We start from the raw sequence: 18,844 nt of genomic DNA on the forward strand, positions 1-18,844 counted from the left end.
GTCAATCGTGCCTGACCGTTTTAAGTCCCCTCTTTATCAAGAAGATCTGGCATATTGTGCGAATCTTCCGATTCATTGGGACAAGTTGACGGGTAGAACCATCGCTATTTCTGGTGCAACAGGAATGATCGGTACTTTCCTGATAGATGTCCTGATGAAGAAGAACGAAGATCCGCATTTTGATTGCAGGATCATTGCAATCGGGCGTAACAAGAGTCGAGCTCAGAACAGATTCCCTTATTTCGATGAGTCGCATTTTAGTTTTGTACAGATGGATGTGTCTGAGCCAGGGGCCCATCCATCTTATCCGTCAGATATCGTCATTCATCTTGCTAGTACAACACATCCCCGAGCGTATGCTGCTGAACCTGTTTCGACCATTACGTCCAATGTGATTGGTTTGCAGAATCTTCTTGAATATTCTCGTGAGTCTCAGTTAGGGCAGAGGGGAAGCAGATTTATTTTCGCTTCGTCTGTGGAGATTTACGGACAGAATCGCGGGGACACAGAGCGTTTTGACGAAAAATACTGTGGATATATCGATTCGAATACACTTCGTGCAGGCTATCCGGAAGCTAAGCGTTTGGGGGAGTCGCTTTGCCGTGCTTATTTCGAGCAATATGGAATCGATTTTGTTATTCCTCGCATAGCTCGTTCATATGGTCCGACTCTGCATAAAGATGACAGCAAAGCGCTTTCTCAGTTCATTCATAAAGGGCTTTCGAAAGAAGATATTGTCCTAAAAAGCAAGGGTGAGCAACTGTTTTCATACGCGTATGTCGCCGATACCGTTGCTGGGCTATTGTACTGTCTGCTTGAAGGTGAGACGGGAGAAGCCTACAATATCGCGGCACCTGCTTCGGACTGCCGGCTGAAGGATTTGGCTTCCTTGATTGCTTCGCAGTGTGGAGTTGGATTAAGATATGAACTTCCCGATTCACTGGAGACGAAAGGGTACTCCACTGCATCCATAGCGCTTATGGATGGCCGAAAGCTGCAATCTCTGGGATGGAACATGAGATATTCCATCAGGGAAGGTATTGAACGAACATTGAGCATCATGCGCGATGCCTGATGTAATGGAATTTCAGGTATTTGGCAGCTGTGGACAATTGAAGAACAGTCACTGATAAGATACAACTTGTGAAACAGTTGGTGAAGAGTATGCGGGACAGATACGGGTACGCATGGACCGTCTTGCAAGGTTTGGTGAAGACGGATTTTAAGCTCCGTTATCAGGGATCTTTCTTGGGCATCGCATGGTCGGTCCTTAAGCCTTTGATGATGTTCTGCGTGATGTATGTGGTATTCGGCAAATTCCTGCGGATGTCGGATGGTACGTCTACATATCCGGTCGTTCTGCTGCTGGGAATCAGCTCGTGGCAGTTTGTTACCGAATCGACGAACGTTGGATTGCGATCCGTGGTCGACCGAGGCGATTTGCTTCGCAAGATTCATTTCCCTAACTACATAGTGGTGGTTTCGGCGACAGTTGGTGCGCTGATTAGTTACGCCATCAATCTTATCGTCGTGCTGATTTTTGCTCTTATCGCGAGGGTTCATTTCACTTGGAGAGTTGTGCTGCTTCCTTTAAGCATTATTGAGCTTTATGCGGTGACGCTTGCCATCACATTACTTATGGCAACGATGTACGTGTACTTCCGTGATATTGCCCATATCTGGGATGTCCTTCAGCAGTTGATCTTCTATGGTATGCCGATTATTTACCCATTGACATATGTCACCAATCGCGGTGGATTGTTGGCTGATATTGCCAGGCTGGAACTCATCAATCCGTTCGCGCAGGCAATCCAGGACATTCGTCATAATTTCATCGCTCCTGACACCCAGCCGACTATTTGGAATCAATTCAACAATTGGGGTGTTCGTTTGCTTCCCCTTATTCTGACCGTTGTCTTGCTGTGGCTTGGCATAACGCTATTTCGTCGTAATAGCCGCAAATTCGCGGAGGTTATGTAATGTCTGAAGAAAAAACCATCAAAAAGGTTGATTACTCTAAGAATCCGGTAGTTCTGTCTGCGAGCCATGTTTCCAAGTGCTTTAAGTTGCCGACGGAGCAGGCTACCGGTCTTAAGCAGGCTTTTATCAATTGGGCCAGAGGCATCAAGGGGTATAAGAAGCGGGAAGTTCTCAAAGACATCAGTTTTGAGGTTCATCAAGGTGAGTTCTTCGGCATCGTCGGCCGGAACGGTGGAGGCAAATCCACCTTGCTGAAACTTATTTCGCAGATTTACTATCCGGAAAATGGTTCTATCACTGTTTCTGGCAAACTGGTTCCTTTTATCGAACTGGGAGTGGGATTCAATCCTGAACTCACTGGTCGCGAGAATGTGTATCTAAATGGCTCTCTTCTGGGATTCACGCATGAAGAAGTCGATGCGATGTACGACGACATCGTTGAATTCGCTGAACTCGAAGAGTTCATGGATCAGAAACTGAAGAATTATTCTTCCGGTATGCAGGTCCGCCTTGCTTTTTCTGTGGCGATTAAGGCACAGGGAGACATATTGGTCCTTGATGAGGTCCTTGCTGTTGGCGATGAGGCATTCCAACGCAAATGCGACGATTTTTTTACGGAAATCAAGAAAGATCCGACCAAAACAGTCATTCTCGTTACTCACGATATGAATTCCGTTAAGAAATATTGTTCAAGAGCAATGATGATTGCCGATGGCAAAGTGGAAGCTATCGGTGATCCGGAAACTGTATCGCAACAGTATACCTTGGCCAATCTTGAAGCTGAGGAAAAGGCTGAACGAAAACGTCAAGAGAAACGTGGCGGCTATCCAAATGGTTTGAATGAACGGTGCCCATTGCTGAAAACCATTGCGGTTTCTCCTAAAGTGTGTACCAGCGCGGATACTTTTAAGTTCGACGTGGAATATCAGTATGATGAGCCAGGGGATTTCTATCTTGCTATTGCATTGCATGATATCCGTCGTGGCGGAATCACTTATGACACCGGCTCAAAGGTGCTGAAGATGGACAAACATGGTCATCAGACTGTGCATTTCGAGATGCCGCTCAATTTGTTTAATAATGGAGAATTTCGTCTGATTACATCGCTTCGTACGCCAAGTCCGAACAATCTCAATGCGACCGATGCGGTTGGCGTTGCGCTTGACGATAATGCTTGCAGTTTCGTGATTCGTGATGACAGGAACCGTGAATATGCGCTATTGAGCGACCGTGCGCTTACGATTAAGCAGATTGGCTAGTTTCTGCATGCGTGGAATTGCACCGTGATGGGCGGATTGAGCATTCAAGAAGGAGCGGAAAGATGAGTGATACTTGGGAAACGGTTATGCGTGTCGTGTATCCGGTCAAGGATGCCGAGCAGACTCTCCCTCTGTACGCGATTGACTGGACCCGTCCGCATGTGGCGGAGACCACGTTGGATTCGCGCATAGACATGCGTCGTTTGGAATTTGGCTCCATGAACCAATCCACATTGCAGCGCATGTTGCGTAATGCCGGAACATCCGCTGGCGTCACATGCGATTCGTTTGAAATCACAGGGCGCATGTCGTTGACGTTGAAGAATCGTGGTCACATGTCAGGGTGCACATTTTTCAACGCGTTCCCTGCGTCGTATTGGAGGCGTTGGACTGCCGTGAAAACGGTACGTCTCACTGTCTCCGTTTTGGGAAAAGCAAAAATCAATGTCTTCCGGTCAACGGGCCGAGGTCTGATTTATCCAGTCGCAGAACGAATCGTGGAAGCTGCGGATGCCGTTACTTCCATATGCGTGGATGTGCCGATGACTGGTCTTATGGATGGTGGCTATTTCTGGTTTGATGCGGAATCGCTTAATGGTCTAGTGACTATTTCCGATGCCACGTGGTCCGTTCTCAAAAGCGTGCGTACCTCCAAGCGTGACACTTCCATGTCCATCGCCATCACAACATTCAATCGTGCTTCGTATTGCATGAATCAGTTGCGTGCCATTGCCGGGGCTCCGGCATTGCGCGAACGTCTGGATACGGTGTATTGCACCGACCAGGGGAGTGACTTGGTAAAAGATCAGGAAGGCTTCGCCGAGATAGCTGCCGATTTAGGGAAGCAGCTCACATATATTCAGCAGGCGAATCTGGGTGGTTCAGGCGGTTTCTCCAGAGGCATGTACGAAACGGCCAGGGCTGGCAACAGTGATTTCGTGCTGCTTCTGGATGACGATGCCATAAGTGAGCCGGAGTCCATTCTGCGTGCAATTCAGTTCTCTGATTACACGGTTCGACCGGTTCTCGTCGGTGGCGGCATGTTCCATCTGGATAATCGCACCATGCTGTACACGCAGGGCGAGCGCATCAACCCGCAGCGAATGTGGATGTACCCATCTAAGAACATGGGATACAATCACGATTTCTCTATGGAGCCTCTTCGTGATTCTCCGGATCGTCATCAGCGCATCGATGAAGACTTCAATGGTTGGTGGATGTGCCTGATCCCTATTGCTGTGGTCAAGAAAATCGGTCTTTCAATGCCGGTGTTCATCAAGTTCGACGACATCGAATATGGATTGCGCGCCAAGAAAGCCGGTTTCCCGACGGTTTGTCTGCCGGGCGTTGCCGTATGGCATCAGGCATGGCACGACAAGGATCCAGCACGTTCGTGGGAGGAATACTTTACTGAGCGTAACCGTTGGCTCGCGGCATTGTTGACGTATCCGGATAGGCCGCCTCACATGTTGGTGGAGACCATGTATGGCGATGCCAGCTTGGGACTTCGTTTCGTGTATTCGGCCATGGCATTGCATCATATGGCGTTGCGGGATATTCTTCGTGGTCCTCAGTATCTCGTGGATTGTTTGCCAACGAAGCTTGGAGAAGTTCGTGAAGTGCGTGCGAAATATCCTGATGCTCAGGCTCGGGACAGTTTTGAAGCGTTCCCGGAGCCTGCGGGTGAGACCGCGCCGCCGAAGAACCATCCTTCGACCATGAAGAGCCGGTATAAGGCCGCGGTCGGTTTGATTGCCAAGAGCTTCATCAAAAACGCCAATCCAGATAAAGCCGTTCGGCCTGATACATCCATCCCGGCACGGGATGTCGCTTGGACTTGGCTTGCTTTCGACCATGTCAATTCAGCATTGGTGACCACGCCAGACGGTAATGGTGTGGCATGGCTAAAGCGAGACAACAAACGTTTCCGTAAGAGCATGATGGAAGGTTATCGACTTACTCGCCGGATTGAAAAGAATTGGAAGCGTTTGGCTGCCCAATACCAGTCCTATGGGATTACTTCCATGGAGACTTGGGCGCATATCTTCGGAGACAAGTAAGTTCTTCTGGCTCACATGCCCGTATGCGGGTAATATGATCGTGTGAATGCACATTGTTTTTGTGTGATTACTGTTTGGAAGGTTGTTTTCTTATGACTGATGCGGTGGAGTATCCCGATCTGGTGGTCGTGGGCGCGGGCCTGTTCGGCCTGACCGTGGCCCAGCAGGCCGTCGAGCGTTTGGGCGTCAGGGTGGAGATCATCGACGTGCGCGACCATATCGGCGGCAACGCGTACAGCTACATGGACGAGGAGACCGGCGCGGAGATCCACAAGTACGGCGCCCACCTGTTCCACACGTCCAACAGGCGCGTGTGGGAGTACGTGAACAGGTTCACCTCGTTCACCGGCTACGTGCACCGCGTGTACGCCACGCACGACGGCGAGGTGTACCCCCTGCCGATCAACCTCGGGACCATCAACCAGTTCTTCCACGCGCGTTACACGCCGGCCGAGGCGAAGGCCCTGATCGACGGGCAGGCCGGCGAGCTGGCGGGCACGGATCCGCAGAACCTCAACGACAAGGGCATTTCGCTGATCGGCCGTCCGCTGTACGAGGCGTTCATCAAGAACTACACGGGCAAGCAGTGGCAGACCGATCCGAAGGACCTGCCGGCGGGCATCATCAGCCGTCTGCCGGTGCGCTTCAACTACGACAACCGCTACTTCCGCGACACGTGGGAGGGCCTGCCCACGGACGGCTACACCGCCTGGATGGAGCGCATGATCGACGACCCGCGCATCCACGTGACCCTGAAGACCGACTTCTTCGACGGTTCCCAGCCGTTCAACAAGGCCGCGCTGGCCGCGGCGGGCGTGCCGGTGGTGTACACGGGCCCGGTGGACCGCTACTTCGACTATTCGCTGGGCGAGCTCAAGTGGCGCACGGTCGACTTCAAGGAGGTGCGCTACGACGAGGGCGACCATTTCGGATGCCCGGTGATGAACTTCTCCGACGCGGACGTGCCGTACACGCGCGCGATCGAGTTCAAGAACTTCAACCCGGAGCGCAGGGACTCGCAGAACCCGGACAAAACGGTGGTGTGGGAGGAGTACAGCCGTTTCGCGGAGCGCGGCGACGAACCGTACTATCCGATCAACACGGAGGCCGACAAGGCGCTGTACGCAAGGTACGAGGAGCTCGCGAAGGCCGAACCGCTCACGGTGTTCGGCGGCCGTCTGGGCACGTACAAGTACTACGACATGCATCAGGTGATCGACACCGCGTTGACCGCGTACGAGGAACAGGTCGAACCACTCCTCAAGAAGTAGGCCGCACCCGCTTTCCACGCATGAAGGATCTCTAGCACCACCTTATGTCAGGAATCCTTCATGCGTTTGTGCCAAACAGAAAATGAGCGCAGTACACGGACCAGGCAGCAAGTGTAATTCCATCAGTGATTTCTCCACCTGCAATCATCTGGCACACGGTGCTGGCAGGAATATAGCGTGAATTCGAAAGTTCCCAGTCGGTAGGATTGCAAGCTTGCGAATCTTCTTCCGAAAGCAAGACCCTCGCAACGGCAATATCATCACGAAGAACGCCTGTGTCGGCATGAATATGCTGCAGAATCTTAACCTGATCCCGTGAAACCGTGATTCCTGCTTCCTCAGATAACTCACGGATAGCAGTATCTCGAGAATCCTCATCATCAGCACCCATGCCTCGTGGAAACTCCCAAGCCCATTGTCTGGTAGACACCCTCCAGTGGCGTGCAAGAAGGAAAGCGGATGTTCCATCTGGCAAAATCTGCTCTGCAACGCAAACAGCACCCGTCTTACCGTCTCGAACCGAAGCGACATGAAATTGCAGGTGCTCTCCAGTTGAACGTACAATCGCAATATTTTTAGTTACAGTGAAACCTGCCCCACCCTGCTCGCGGAACACTTCAGTTTCAGACTGAATATCAAGTGGAGGAATTCCATCTTCTACAGGAACAACGTGTTGGATCGAATCAGTAGCCATGTATCAATCCCCCATAAACACAACAGTCTTGGCGCTCGAATGCACACCTCTGATCCAGGCGAACAACTCTCCAAAATCGGGCACCACAGAAACAAACCAAGTAACAATAACAACCAGCCAAAGTGGGACTGTGCCATCGTTAAACCAAATTTGATCGCAAAACACCGAAATAAGAGCAAGCACAAATGTAAGTGCTGTCTTGTTCCGCATACCCTTGGCGTCGTCAAGAAGGCTGACTTCCTCGCTTGCCTTCTGAATAAGATAAGCGGTGTTCCTGGTGTGCAGCTTCTGCGTTCTTAGCGGAGTTGTAGGAGAACAGTTCCTCCAATTATCAATGGTCGTGCGCGCCTCGTAGCAGAAGCAAGAGAAAACATGATATGGCATGCCACCCAGAATTTTCGTTATGGATCCAGACAAAGTGAGGGAAGATGAAGGATTTGCAGTGGTGAGATGTTTGAAAGAACGTACCATTTTGCGGAATATACCAGCTTCCTCTTCAATGAAATCTGCCATACTCCTACCGGCAATCTGCTCATATGCATTTGGCGTGGCTGCGACAGCGATAAGACATGCACCAAGATGAGTGGCAAGAGTCCGCTGATAAACGAACTGATACCAAGATTTCAGCAACTGATTCGGCGTACTATCCGTACCGTCCGTGCCGTCGGGAATCTTTTCAGTTGGTGTTTTTCCTGTGTGAGCTTCGACTATGCCTAACTTGTCTGGATATTTCTTATCGATATAGGCAAAAGCTTCTGAACGTTGCGGCATCTCAGCAACTTGATGAAGTGTTTCGAGCGCATCTGATGTTTTTGTCCCAAAAGGTTTCTTGGTTTTCAGGTGCGTTTCCAAAATCAGGTTGTTCTGACGAGAGTATCTCGCAAACAGCTTATCGAAGTCCATGTTTTTAATCTGTTCTTCACGTCCCTTGTTGATACGGTTACGCACGTCTTCAGCATTCTGATTCTCGTATAACACCAATCCACAGGCAACCGCATTCAGCCAGTCCCGCCACCGTTGGGCAAGATAAGCGTAAGTATCTTCGGGCTTTTCGAAAAAAGAAGAAAAAGCAAAAGAGATAATTTCAGGTAAGTTTCCGATTTGTTGTTGCTTCCAAAGGTTGATTTTCTCGGTAAGTTTTTGGTAAAACTCCGCGGGCTGCGAAAGCGCGTCAGTATAACTGATTGTGCAACCTAGCGCGCAATACTCCAACGGACGAATAGTGTATTGGTCAGGCATTGCGGGACATCTTTCAATTGCATTATGTAAATAATCGTCTCGTTTTGCCGCCTTCTGAGCCTTCGCTTGAACAGCCCCAACTGTGCTGAGCGTGAAATTGAACAGGCATTCCTCAAACGAATCACATCGGCCAGAGATAATGATGGACGGGCCATCTTTATATGATTTTCCAAGCAGCGAATTGACGGTATTGGGACCGAGAGAGAGGAAGAAGAGGCCGTCGCAAACCTCTGCGTCAGACAGCATGATCTGCGGGCAATACAGATATGCGGTGCGAATTATGCCGGCGAAATACGTGGCGAACGAAGTGTGGGCGTTAAGTAGGCTTTCACAGGTTCGTGTATTGCTGTTCTTGAGCCATAGCTCTTCGATAGATGGAAGCGTGGCACTGGAGATGTTTTGAGCTGATGACTGTTCATCTTCCTGGCTTTGGGCTTTCTGGAGAAGCCGTTCCCAGCTGCGTTTCTGTTCCGTTGAATCGAAGTTCGTCACCATGGTGGCATAAGGGCGCTGGTCCATGATGACTGGTTCTTTCTGAGATAAAAAGCTCACAATTTCGATTGTACCGACGTGTTTGGTAGATGAGTGCCTTCGGCGTTCGAATCAGTGAACGAACACGGAAGAATATCGGTGCGTAATCATAATGCTGTTTAACTATGCAACCCTGCCGGTACCCTGAAATCGTGAGTAGTGATATTTTCAAGCCGCGCAACATCATCGTGACCGGCGGATGTGGGTTTATCGGAGCCAATCTCGTGCGCTATGTGGCACGTAACCATCCTGACGTGCGCATAACCGTGCTCGACAAACTGACCTATGCCGGAAATCCGCAGAATATCGCCGGTCTTCCGCAATCGCAAGTCGAACTCGTGCAAGGCGATATTTGCGATGTTGCATTACTGGAACGTATCGTGCCTGGTCATGACGCGATCGTGCATTTCGCAGCCGAATCGCACAACGACAATTCCATCGCCAATCCTGAACCCTTCATCACAACAAACGTGGAAGGCACGTTCCATCTGCTTGAAGCCGCCCGCAAGTATGACGTGCGATTCCACCACATCAGCACCGACGAAGTGTACGGCGACCTCGCGCTCGACGATCCATGCAAATTCACCGAAAGTACGCCGTATAAGCCGTCAAGCCCATACAGTGCGTCGAAAGCGGCGTCCGACCAGCTGGTGCGCGCATGGGTTCGCACGTACGGGCTTCGTGCCACGATCTCCAACTGTTCCAACAATTACGGGCCGTACCAGCATGTGGAAAAATTTATTCCGCGGCAGATCACTTCCATCATGGAGGGCGTGCGACCGAAACTATATGGCACAGGCGAGAACGTGCGTGACTGGATCCATACGGAAGACCACTCTTCTGCGGTGTGGGAGATTCTTACGCGCGGGCGGATCGGTGAAACATATCTGATCGGCGCAGATGGCGAAATGAGCAATATTGCCGTGATGCGTATGATTCTGCGACTTATGGGGTGTGCCGAGGATGCGTTCGACTGGGTGCGTGACCGTCCCGGACATGATCGACGCTATGCGATCGACTCCAGCAAGCTGCGTACCGAACTCGGCTGGAAGCCTGTGCACACCGATTTCGAAGCCGGTTTGCAAGCGACCATCGCTTGGTATGCTGCCAACCGCGCCTGGTGGGAGCCCGCCAAAGCCGCCACCGAAGCCCGCTACCGTGCACAAGGCCAGTAAAGCGCGTCGGACGGGAGTGTTTGCGATGGTGCGTCATGGTGGATGCGGCGCAGCCTGGCAATTAGGTTCGGTAAGTGGCGATTGGGAAATAGCGTGCTGCAAGTAGTCGGCTTCGTCAGGAAATGGCTGCGAGAGCCGGATGTACGTTCTGGCCTAATGACCCAGCTGTGAATCCAAGTTTCCCGAATCTGCCGTATATAAGCCAAATACGGTGCGAAAGTATATTTAACGGGGTGACGTGAACGGCCAACATCACCATGATTGATGGCGGCCGTTTGCATATCCACACATGGCTTTGATGTCTCAGCTGTCCAGAGCGAAGGTGATGGAATCCCGTCCTAGAACCGCCGCGTTACGTGCGCGGCTGGCGGCAGCATCGCGGTGGCCAGGACGAACGTCACCGCCAGGACCGCGCCCGCCGGGTAGACGCTGTACGCCCAGCCGTATGCGATCTGTCCGAGGGGCTGGGCGCACATGCTCGCGGAGAGCGTGAGCGACATTACCTTGCCGGTCATGTTCTCGGGGCAGCCCATCTGGATCGCCGGCACGGCGATGAGGTTCGCGAGGGTGATGACGATCATGGCTCCGCAGGTGCTCGCCGTGAGCACCGCGAGTCGCATCACTCCACCTGCGGGAATCGTCATGGCGAGCGCTTGGGGCAGGATGGTGAGCGAGAAGGCGGCGATCGCCATCGGGAATCGCCGCATGGACAGCGACCTCGCGACCCGCCCACCGACGAGCGCGCCGAGCAGTCCGGATGCTCCCACGAGACCATATGCAAGGCCGTACGCCGTGGAGCCGAACCCCAGTACGGTCCGCACCATGTAAGGGAAGCCGACCTCCGCATACCCCGTCACCAGGAAGTTGAGCGCGGCGCAGATCAACACCAGATGCAGCACATGAGGATGTTCGCGGGTGAGGAAACGTCCGGCCGCGCGCAGGTCGTCGACCGCGGTGACGCGGCCGGCGTCGCCGCGGTCGGGAGCGCCGAGCCGGATGAAACACTCCACGACGGCGGCCGCACCGAACCCCACGATCGTGATTCCCATCATGGGCATCGCACCAACCGCCGCGTACAGCACGCCGCCGAGCACGGCGGGAACGAGCGTGCTCGTCTGGTTCACTACGTTCACCACGGCCATCGCGCGACGCATCACATCCTCGCCATGGGAGCGGAACATCTGCGGCAGCGCCGCCTGCACCGTAGGCGTCTCCATCGCGTCAAGCACGGCGAGCACCACCTGCATCACGGCTATCGCCGCCAGATTGAAACCGGCGGCCGAAAAGATCGCCGCGCAGACGAGCACCGTCACGGCGGAAAGCGCGTCAAGCGCCACCATGACGGTCCGACGGTTCGTACGATCCGCCATCACGCCGCCAAGGGGCGAGAGCAGAATCGTGGGCAGGATGCTTGCAGTAAGAATGGAGGCGAACGCCGCCGCCGAGCCGGTCTCGTCAAGCACCCACATGGACATGGCAAACCGCAGCATAAGGTTGGCGAAGAGCGATATGCCGAGACCCGCGACGAGCAGGCGGAAGTCGCGTGTGCGAAGAGGAGCAGCGGCTTGGCTTCTTTGTGGTTGGGTCGTGCATTCGTATGCGTTCGTCATCGTGGATTCCTTTCTTGTGATTGGCCACGGCCATTTATACAAACCGACCGTCGGTCTGTTATGGTGATAACAATACGCCCAAGGGAAAAGGCGCGGAAGCGCTTCGACATCTGTGACGTCAGGATGTGCAAGATGCGGCGCACCCGGGTGCGTCTCCTATGCGGACGCTGTATCCTCTTCCGGCGTCAGGGCCGTGAGCCCTTCGGTCATCCGCAGGATGAGCGTCTCGTCGAACACTGGCACGCCGATGGCGTCGAGCATCGTGGCGAGGCAGCGGATGCGGTGTTCCATGCCGGCACGATCGGCGGGGTAGAAGCAGGGCATGAGCCAGTAGTTGCCGAGGAGCGAGAGCAGTTGCGCCGCCTCCTCGGGGTATGCCGTGGGAATGGAGCCGTCCTGCACGCCCATATCGATGAGCGAGCGGAAGGACTCCGGCAGTCTCGTCGACCAGACGCGCATGTTCGCCGTAAAGAACGCAGGATCCTTGAGCAGCGCCAGCTGGGAACGGACCAGGTCCAGATGATCGGGGGTGTCCACAGCGGAAACGATGAGCGCGCGCAGCTTCTCAAGCGCACTCATGTCCTTGCGCTCGATGAGTTTGTCGAGAAGACGCGCGGTTGCGGCCCACTCGTCGGCGTTCAGCCGGTCGAGAATCGCCTCCTTCGATTTGAAGTGGTGGTAGAGCCCGCCCTTGGACAGTCCCAGGTCGTTCAGGATGTCCTGGATGGACGTCTTCTCGTAGCCCTTTTCAGCGAAGAGCCTGCGGGCGGAATCGAGGATTCGTCGTTCGGTGTCTCCGGAATGCATATCGTGCGCCATGCGGATGGCCTGCCTTTCGTTCATGTCCCCGTCAAGCATACAGACCGTCGGTCGGTCTGTCAAATAATCGAGGAAGACACCCCTGCGATGCGATTGAATATCCGCGGCAAGGCAGGACGAAGAAGGCCGGTAAGACGCCGAGTTCAAGTTCAATATAAGCCACTGAGCTTGTTGAGCATGGCGAAAACGGCGTGATTCCAACGGTTTCCGGATGCGGAACGTTGGAATCGCGCCGTTTTTGAATGCGGAGAAAATGGCGGTTTCTGCCACGTATCGGGCCGTTTGTGACACCGATAGTGTGCGGATAGTGTGCCCTTTGGGAGACCTCGGAGGGCAACGATCACAACGGCTCCGAGACCACGCGTGGACACGCTTAGGGTGCTCTCCCGAACACGGATGTGTTTTGTCAAGTTGTTATAGGCCAGTGTGGCGTGAGTTTTCCTTCCGAAAAAGCGGTAGGTTTTAGTCCAGTTCGGAACTGGCCTGTCATTGCTCGTGTTTTATTGTTTCATTGCATAAGAGCATGAGTCCTGCGATAGGACTCGCCCTCGAACCTGAGCATCCTGCCGTGATGCACGGTCCGGTCGATGATCGCCGCGGCCATGTTCGGATCCCCGAACACCCGGCCCCACCCGCTGAACTCGATGTTCGTGGTGTAAACGATGGATTGCATCTCGTACGCGTTGGTGATGACCTGGAACAACAACCGGCTGCCTTCCTCGTCGATCGGCACGTAGCCCAACTCGTCGATGATCAACAGGCGGGCCTTGCCGATGGACGCGATTTCCCTGTCGAGTTTGCCTTCCGTGCTGGCGTGCAACAAGCGCATGACCAGGCCAGCGGCGGTGAAGAACCGTACCGTCATGCCTTCCAGGCAGGCCTTCCTTCCCAACGCCATCGCCAGATGGGTTTTGCCCGTGCCGGGAGGTCCGAACATGACCACATCCTCCGGACGGCTCGCGAACTCCAATGATTCAAGCGACCGCCTGCCCCAATCCACCGGAAAACGAATGTTCTCCCAGTCATAGCCGTCCAATGTCTTGACGGCCGGGAAACCGGCCTGCTTGAGCAGCCGGGATCGTTTCGATCGTTCCCTGGACTCGATCTCCGCGTTCATCCATTGGTCCATGAACTCCATTTGCGACGGGGTCGCGGTTTCGAGCTGGTCGGCGAGCACTTGCCTGGTCAACGGCAGTCGGCGCGCCAATCGCATGATCGTTTCCATTTTCCTGTTCGTGGACGCGCGGCGTCGGGTGGCGTCCGGCGCGGGGTTCTGGATCCGGCTCATCGGTCCTTCCCTCCTTCCCGCTCCTTGAGCGTATCGCCATCGCCTGTTTTCATGAAGTCGTCGTACACGCTCAGGTCGGGCGCGGGAACATCGGCCGGCGCCTCGCCGGACGCTATCCGTCTGGCCATGATGCTCAGGGCTGCCTCGTCGATCGGTCTGCCCTGGCCGATGATGTGTTCCGCGGCTTTGCAGGCCACGTCGAAACCGCAAGCGGCACCCACGCGCTCCAACAAGCGGAACGTGGCCTTGCGCCGGGCGGAGTCCTGCGCGTCGATCAGGGTTCTCAGGCCCTCGGGAAAATCACCGCGCACGGGTGATTCGCCCCACGCGCGTGGCTTGCGCGCCAATGCCGGCAGCAGCGACGACGGGCTACGCACCGTACCGGCCTGCTCGCCATAAGCCCTGGGCAGCGAGGCCACCTTGCGGCCGTCGCGGGTACGGATCTCCACGTCGAACGCGCGCAATCCCACCAATAGCGGCCAGCTACGCCAGGCCGGGCCCGCGAGGTAACGATACGAACCGACCTGTATGACACCTTCCTTGTCGGCGCGCCGTTCCTGCCAATCGACCGCGTCGAAGCGCACGCGCGGCAATGGCCGCATGCCCGCCCGGTCCTCTTCGAACAAGTCGTTCACGCTTTCATCAGCCCGGTAATGCTTGTCGTTGCCGAGTTCGTCACACCGCGACAGCAGATGCTTGCTTAACTGCGCATAGGACTCGACGTTCAACAACGGGACCATGAGGTTGCGGCGCAGGAACCCGACCGCGTTCTCCACGCTGCCTTTCTCCCAACCGCTCCTGGGATTGCAGAACCTGGCCTCGATCCGGTAATGCTCCAGGAACAACTGGAAGAGCCCGACGATCGTGATCTTGTCCCAAGCGGTCCGGTGCGCGGCCCCTGTGGCGTTATCCATCACCAACACCATCGGAACCAGGCCGATATGCTCGAAGATCTCGACCAATCCCTCGCACACGCATTGCGCGTTCTCGCCAGGCAACGCGACCACGTAACGCTTGTTCGAATACGGAAACGACGCCACCAGGCAATGCACCTTGGTTTTCACGCCCGCCAGCACCACCACGGCCTCGCCGAAATCGACCTGCATGACCCCGGGCCGCCATTCCAGCTCCATGAACCCGTCACAGGCGGGACGATGTTCTTGACGCCATTGCTTCACGTAACGCTGCACCGCGGAATACGAGCCGGTGAACCCTTTCTCCGTGACGAGTCTGTCGTACACGCGTTTGGCGGTATGGCGCTGCTTGCGGGGCATGAACCGGTCCGCTTGCAACCACTCGTCGATCACGGGCGTGAACCCGTCGAGTTTCCTCGGCCGCGTGGTCGATGGTTTGGGTTTGGGCGAGCAATCCTCCATCAAGGCGTATTTCCTGACCGTGTCCCTGGACACGTTCAAATCACGGGCGATGGCTCGCCATGGCGTTCCCTGCTGGTCAAGGAGCCTGATACGTTGTTGAACCGACACCGGTATGGTCATTCCTTTCCTTTCCCGAGAACCGTCAATGGTTGTTTTTTCAACTCGGGAAACTAATCGATAACGACAGACCGGTGTCACTTGTTTTCCATCAACGATGAAATGGACTAATTCCTACCGCTCTTTCGGACTAAAAACCAAACGCTCAACCGGTCTTAAAACCATTGAACATAAACACACGGAAAGGGAGACCATCATGGCCACACGGAAACGCCGCACCAAGGGAGCCGGCAGCATCATCCACGGCAAGGACGGCACATGGAGGTTCCGCAAGGACCTCGGGGCCGACCCCGCCACCGGCAAACGCCGCTACGTCGAAGCCAAGGGACGCACCAAGGCCGAGGCCAGAGAACGGTTCGACGCCAAAATCGCCGAGCTCGAACGCGCCGGCCTCATGCCCGGCGCCAAATCCCCGTACCTCAACGATTACGTGGAACGCTGGCTGGAGGACTACCGGCTTCGCGTCAAGCCCACCACCTATCGGACGCGGGCCGGCCGCCTGCGCGCCTGCTGTCAGGTCATCGGCCACGTGCGCCTCGCGGATCTGGCTCCGGAGCATGTCCGCCGGTGCATGCGCGTGCTGGGGAAGCGGCTCGCCCCCTCCACGCTGAAGGATCATTTCGTCAGCCTGAAGATGGTGCTGGACGACGCCGAACTGGAGGAGCTGATACCGGTGGACCCGTGCAGGAAGGTGCGGCCGCCGCGCGTGGAGCCGACACCGGTGCGGATCCTCGCGCCCGACCAGCCGAAAAGGATGATAGCCGCCGTCGGGTCGATGCCGGAATCAAGGCGCGGGCCGGTGGACATGGACGACAGCGTGGAGGTGTGGGCGCTCCTGTTCGAACTGGCGTTCACGTCCGGCATGCGCGCCGGCGAACGGTACGCGCTCATGCCATACGAGCTGGAACTGCGCGACGGCATGCCCGGCATATTCGTGCAGCAGCAGATCCAGGAGTACGGTCGTCCCGGCGATGCGGTGATCCCCAAATGGCTCGACGCGGAGCACCTGTACGGGATTCTGTGGCTGACCACGCCCAAGACACGCGCCGCCACGCGGTTCGTGCCCATCCCGCAGGGATTGTGGGACCGGCTGTGGGCGCGCATCCGACGCCTGCATGTCGGCCCGCGTGAGCTCGTGTTCACGAACCAGCTGGGCCATCCGGTCCGCGAGGCCACGGAACGACACCATTGGCTGAAGGCGTTGGAGGCCGCGGGCCTGCCGCAGGTGCGGATCCACTCCGCCCGGCACTGGATGGCGTCGATGACCGCGCGCGCCGGCATGCCCGAGGACGCGCGCGTCAGCATCATGGGCCACGTCAGCCTGCAGATGACCATGCACTACACCCACAGGGACGCCGCATCGTTGGGGCGGCTGATGGCCGCCGCGATACCCGACCTGCACGACGGGATCGAGATCATCGACGCGACGCCGGCACGCGGATAGAAGACAGCCGTGTTCGCGGACGGATGCCTCATGACGCGGGATGTAACGTTCCGATATTAGAATGGGGAGACCGGTGAGATGCATGGGAGCGTGGCAGATGTCTGACGATGAGGGTTTGATGCGGGAGAACGCCGCACTGGTGGCGTTGCTTAACACGATCGACCGGAAGCGCGATTCGTGGTCGTCCGTAGCCGAGACCGTCGAGCGCAACGGAAGCGCCCTGAAGGTGCTCATGCACGAGATCGACCCGCGTAACAACCCGTTATATGACGACGAGGATCCGGATGATTTCGAGAACGGGGAGCCGACCCTGTTCGATGACCGGGACATACCTGTTTCGCGGGCAAGGGCTGCGGAACTTGAGTCCGCCTTCGACGCGGCGCTGGACGAAGTGGACTCGTGGGAGCGTCGTGGTCTCGACTTCGTTTCCGTCCTCGATGACCGGTATCCGAACAGGCTCCGCCAGGTCGTGGACATGCCACCGTTCCTTTTCGCGGAAGGCCGCATGGTACAGGACGAGCTTGGCGTCAGTGTGGTCGGTTCCCGGAAGGCCGACGCCGAATCGCTGAAATTCGCGCAGGACACGGCTTCCATGCTGGTGTCATGTGGGTTCGCCGTCATCGCCGGACTCGCCTCCGGCATAGACACTGCGGCTCATGTCAGGGCTTTGGAGGAAGGCGGGCGCACGGTCGCGTTCATCGGCACCGGGATCACCAAACGGTATCCCAGAGAGAACGGAACGCTGCAGGACCGCATCAGACGCGACGGGCTTGTGCTTTCGCAGTTCTGGCCGGACCAGGGGCCGACCAAGTACACGTTCCCGATGCGGAACGCGTCGATGAGCGGATACGGTGTGGCCACCGTCGTCGTGCAGGCGTCCGAGCATTCCGGGACCAGGATCCAGGCCCGTCAGGCCCAGCAGCATGGTCGTCCCGTGATACTCAGGGACACCGTCGCCGACGGGACTGAATGGGGAAGGAAGCTGGCGTCCAGGCCGGGCGTGTGTGTGGCGTCCACTGTCGACGACGTAAAGGCGAGATTACATGACCTTCTGGGAATGGGACGTGCGCTCGAGGAATCCGTGGACATGCTGTTGTCGGCAGGCGCATCGAGGTCGAATGATCAGTAGATACGGATTAGCGCTTGACCGCGCCATAGACAGCATGGCCGGCAGCTACCTGAAAACCGTGAGGTACAAGTCGGTCCACGGATACCTGTGCCCCGAATGCGGAGGGTTCAAAGGCGCCGGTTATTGGATGTGCCGCGGCTGCTCACTCATCCACGGCAGTGCATCCGCCATTGGTGCCGGGCATCTCCTCGCCGACCGGCTCGCATTCGGCGTCTACGCCCCGGAACCAAGAAGCCAGTCGTTGAAGATGATGTACGGGTACAAGGACGAGCATCCGGCGTCACCCGACTACCGCACGCTCGTCAGGGCGATTCTGGCATTGGGCATAGTCGGACACGGGGATTGCCTGAACGCGGTCGCCGGAGGATCGCCAGTTGCCTGGGCGATGGTACCATCGACCAGGCAATCACCGCGATACGGGAAACCGCACCCGTTCCATGAGATAGCCACATCGGTCATGGGAGGTCTGCCCGAGGTGGAAATCACCGCGTCGGAAGGTGAGAAAAGACGCTTCGACCCGGAGAGGTTCCACATCGAATCCGCACCCGACTTGAATGGGAACGTCCTGCTCCTCGACGACTCATGGGTGACCGGGGCGAACGTCCAATCGGTCGCCGCATGCCTGAAAACCGCCGGAGCCGAGCAAGTATCGATATACTGCGTCGCCAGGATAGTCAACTACAACTATCTGGAATCGCTGTCACCGGACGCGGTCGCACTGTTCCAGAAAAACGTGCATTACGCCGGCGGATTCTGCCCATGGAACAGAACCAGCGAAGCAACGGACGGATGATACGCCACACACGCCCTGGCGCTCGCGGGAGAGGCCGTGGCGTTTTCACATGCGTATCG

At 56.0% G+C, this 18,844-nt stretch carries 15 protein-coding genes; 9 read left to right on the forward strand and 6 right to left on the reverse strand.

The features are described 5' to 3' along the window. The first annotated feature begins 7 nt into the window (after positions 1-7). From MMB49_RS00335 to glf, 5 genes are all read left to right on the forward strand, one after another. Positions 8-1,075, forward strand: a complete 1,068-nt coding sequence (locus MMB49_RS00335) for an NAD-dependent epimerase/dehydratase family protein (RefSeq protein WP_082247909.1) — start codon at positions 8-10, stop codon at positions 1,073-1,075. A 68-nt stretch (positions 1,076-1,143) separates the two neighbouring features. Next, a complete protein-coding gene (locus tag MMB49_RS00340) occupies positions 1,144-1,980 on the forward strand; it encodes an ABC transporter permease (protein ID WP_047271230.1) in 837 nt (278 codons plus the stop codon). After that, complete coding sequence (locus tag MMB49_RS00345; RefSeq protein ID WP_047297697.1) at positions 1,980-3,239, forward strand: ABC transporter ATP-binding protein; 1,260 nt, start codon at positions 1,980-1,982, stop codon at positions 3,237-3,239. The genes MMB49_RS00340 and MMB49_RS00345 overlap by 1 nt, the downstream gene beginning before the upstream one ends. Before the next feature lie 62 nt (positions 3,240-3,301). After that, positions 3,302-5,299, forward strand: coding sequence for a glycosyltransferase (locus MMB49_RS00350; RefSeq protein ID WP_047271234.1), 1,998 nt, complete (start codon positions 3,302-3,304; stop codon positions 5,297-5,299). Between the two features lie 92 nt (positions 5,300-5,391). Beyond that, positions 5,392-6,570, forward strand: coding sequence for a UDP-galactopyranose mutase (glf, locus tag MMB49_RS00355; RefSeq protein WP_047271235.1), 1,179 nt, complete (start codon positions 5,392-5,394; stop codon positions 6,568-6,570). A 58-nt stretch (positions 6,571-6,628) separates the two neighbouring features. Here glf and MMB49_RS00360 read toward each other — a convergent pair whose 3' ends face one another. Both MMB49_RS00360 and MMB49_RS00365 read right to left on the reverse strand, forming a co-directional pair. Further along, complete coding sequence (locus tag MMB49_RS00360; protein ID WP_082247910.1) at positions 6,629-7,264, reverse strand: NUDIX hydrolase; 636 nt, start codon at positions 7,262-7,264, stop codon at positions 6,629-6,631. A gap of 3 nt (positions 7,265-7,267) precedes the next feature. Continuing rightward, a complete protein-coding gene (locus MMB49_RS00365; RefSeq protein ID WP_047271237.1) occupies positions 7,268-9,022 on the reverse strand; it encodes a hypothetical protein in 1,755 nt (584 codons plus the stop codon). A 137-nt stretch (positions 9,023-9,159) separates the two neighbouring features. Between MMB49_RS00365 and rfbB the strand changes: the two genes are divergently transcribed. Further along, positions 9,160-10,209 carry a dTDP-glucose 4,6-dehydratase gene (gene rfbB, locus MMB49_RS00370; RefSeq protein WP_082247911.1) on the forward strand — a complete coding sequence of 350 codons (1,050 nt, stop codon included), beginning with the start codon at positions 9,160-9,162 and terminating at the stop codon, positions 10,207-10,209. 338 nt (positions 10,210-10,547) lie between these two features. On the opposite strand, the gene MMB49_RS00375 is transcribed toward rfbB, so the two are convergent. From MMB49_RS00375 to istA, 4 genes are all read right to left on the reverse strand, one after another. Beyond that, positions 10,548-11,819, reverse strand: a complete 1,272-nt coding sequence (locus tag MMB49_RS00375) for an MFS transporter (RefSeq protein ID WP_047271241.1) — start codon at positions 11,817-11,819, stop codon at positions 10,548-10,550. A gap of 156 nt (positions 11,820-11,975) precedes the next feature. After that, positions 11,976-12,638, reverse strand: coding sequence for a TetR/AcrR family transcriptional regulator (locus MMB49_RS00380; RefSeq protein WP_047271933.1), 663 nt, complete (start codon positions 12,636-12,638; stop codon positions 11,976-11,978). Between the two features lie 508 nt (positions 12,639-13,146). Next, on the reverse strand, positions 13,147-13,926 hold the full coding sequence (gene istB, locus MMB49_RS00385; RefSeq protein ID WP_015439062.1) for an IS21-like element helper ATPase IstB: 780 nt from the start codon (positions 13,924-13,926) through the stop codon (positions 13,147-13,149). Continuing rightward, entirely contained in the window at positions 13,923-15,422 is a 1,500-nt protein-coding gene (gene istA, locus MMB49_RS00390) for an IS21 family transposase (protein WP_047271245.1), read from the reverse strand. The genes istB and istA overlap by 4 nt, the downstream gene beginning before the upstream one ends. Positions 15,423-15,615: 193 nt before the next feature. On the opposite strand from istA, the gene MMB49_RS00395 reads away from it, so the two are divergent. The 3 genes from MMB49_RS00395 to MMB49_RS00405 all read left to right on the forward strand — a co-directional run bounded on the left by MMB49_RS00395 (position 15,616) and on the right by MMB49_RS00405 (position 18,785). Further along, entirely contained in the window at positions 15,616-16,863 is a 1,248-nt protein-coding gene (locus tag MMB49_RS00395; RefSeq protein WP_047271246.1) for a tyrosine-type recombinase/integrase, read from the forward strand. Positions 16,864-16,960: 97 nt separating this feature from the next. After that, the gene (locus MMB49_RS00400) at positions 16,961-17,992 is read left to right on the forward strand and encodes a DNA-processing protein DprA (protein WP_047271248.1); all 1,032 of its coding nucleotides are present in this window, start codon (positions 16,961-16,963) and stop codon (positions 17,990-17,992) included. Next, on the forward strand, positions 17,982-18,785 hold the full coding sequence (locus tag MMB49_RS00405) for a hypothetical protein (RefSeq protein WP_016463171.1): 804 nt from the start codon (positions 17,982-17,984) through the stop codon (positions 18,783-18,785). The genes MMB49_RS00400 and MMB49_RS00405 overlap by 11 nt, the downstream gene beginning before the upstream one ends. Positions 18,786-18,844 lie beyond the last annotated feature (59 nt).

Origin of the sequence: Bifidobacterium sp. SKU (assembly GCF_026016405.1) — a bacterium.
In the GTDB taxonomy this organism is placed as follows: Bacteria; Actinomycetota; Actinomycetes; order Actinomycetales; family Bifidobacteriaceae; genus Bifidobacterium; species Bifidobacterium bifidum.

What these genes read in the sequence shown, in the direction of transcription:
- MMB49_RS00360 (WP_082247910.1), bottom strand. Translation starts at nt 7,264, where the DNA reads ATGGCTACTGATTCGATCCAACACGTTGTTCCTGTAGAAGATGGAATT.
- MMB49_RS00395 (WP_047271246.1), top strand. Translation starts at nt 15,616, where the DNA reads ATGGCCACACGGAAACGCCGCACCAAGGGAGCCGGCAGCATCATCCAC.
- MMB49_RS00400 (WP_047271248.1), top strand. Translation starts at nt 16,961, where the DNA reads ATGTCTGACGATGAGGGTTTGATGCGGGAGAACGCCGCACTGGTGGCG.
- MMB49_RS00345 (WP_047297697.1), top strand. Translation starts at nt 1,980, where the DNA reads ATGTCTGAAGAAAAAACCATCAAAAAGGTTGATTACTCTAAGAATCCG.
- MMB49_RS00350 (WP_047271234.1), top strand. Translation starts at nt 3,302, where the DNA reads ATGAGTGATACTTGGGAAACGGTTATGCGTGTCGTGTATCCGGTCAAG.
- MMB49_RS00405 (WP_016463171.1), top strand. Translation starts at nt 17,982, where the DNA reads ATGATCAGTAGATACGGATTAGCGCTTGACCGCGCCATAGACAGCATG.
- rfbB (WP_082247911.1), top strand. Translation starts at nt 9,160, where the DNA reads ATGCAACCCTGCCGGTACCCTGAAATCGTGAGTAGTGATATTTTCAAG.
- istA (WP_047271245.1), bottom strand. Translation starts at nt 15,422, where the DNA reads ATGACCATACCGGTGTCGGTTCAACAACGTATCAGGCTCCTTGACCAG.
- glf (WP_047271235.1), top strand. Translation starts at nt 5,392, where the DNA reads ATGACTGATGCGGTGGAGTATCCCGATCTGGTGGTCGTGGGCGCGGGC.
- MMB49_RS00375 (WP_047271241.1), bottom strand. Translation starts at nt 11,819, where the DNA reads ATGACGAACGCATACGAATGCACGACCCAACCACAAAGAAGCCAAGCC.
- MMB49_RS00380 (WP_047271933.1), bottom strand. Translation starts at nt 12,638, where the DNA reads ATGGCGCACGATATGCATTCCGGAGACACCGAACGACGAATCCTCGAT.
- MMB49_RS00365 (WP_047271237.1), bottom strand. Translation starts at nt 9,022, where the DNA reads ATGGACCAGCGCCCTTATGCCACCATGGTGACGAACTTCGATTCAACG.
- istB (WP_015439062.1), bottom strand. Translation starts at nt 13,926, where the DNA reads ATGAGCCGGATCCAGAACCCCGCGCCGGACGCCACCCGACGCCGCGCG.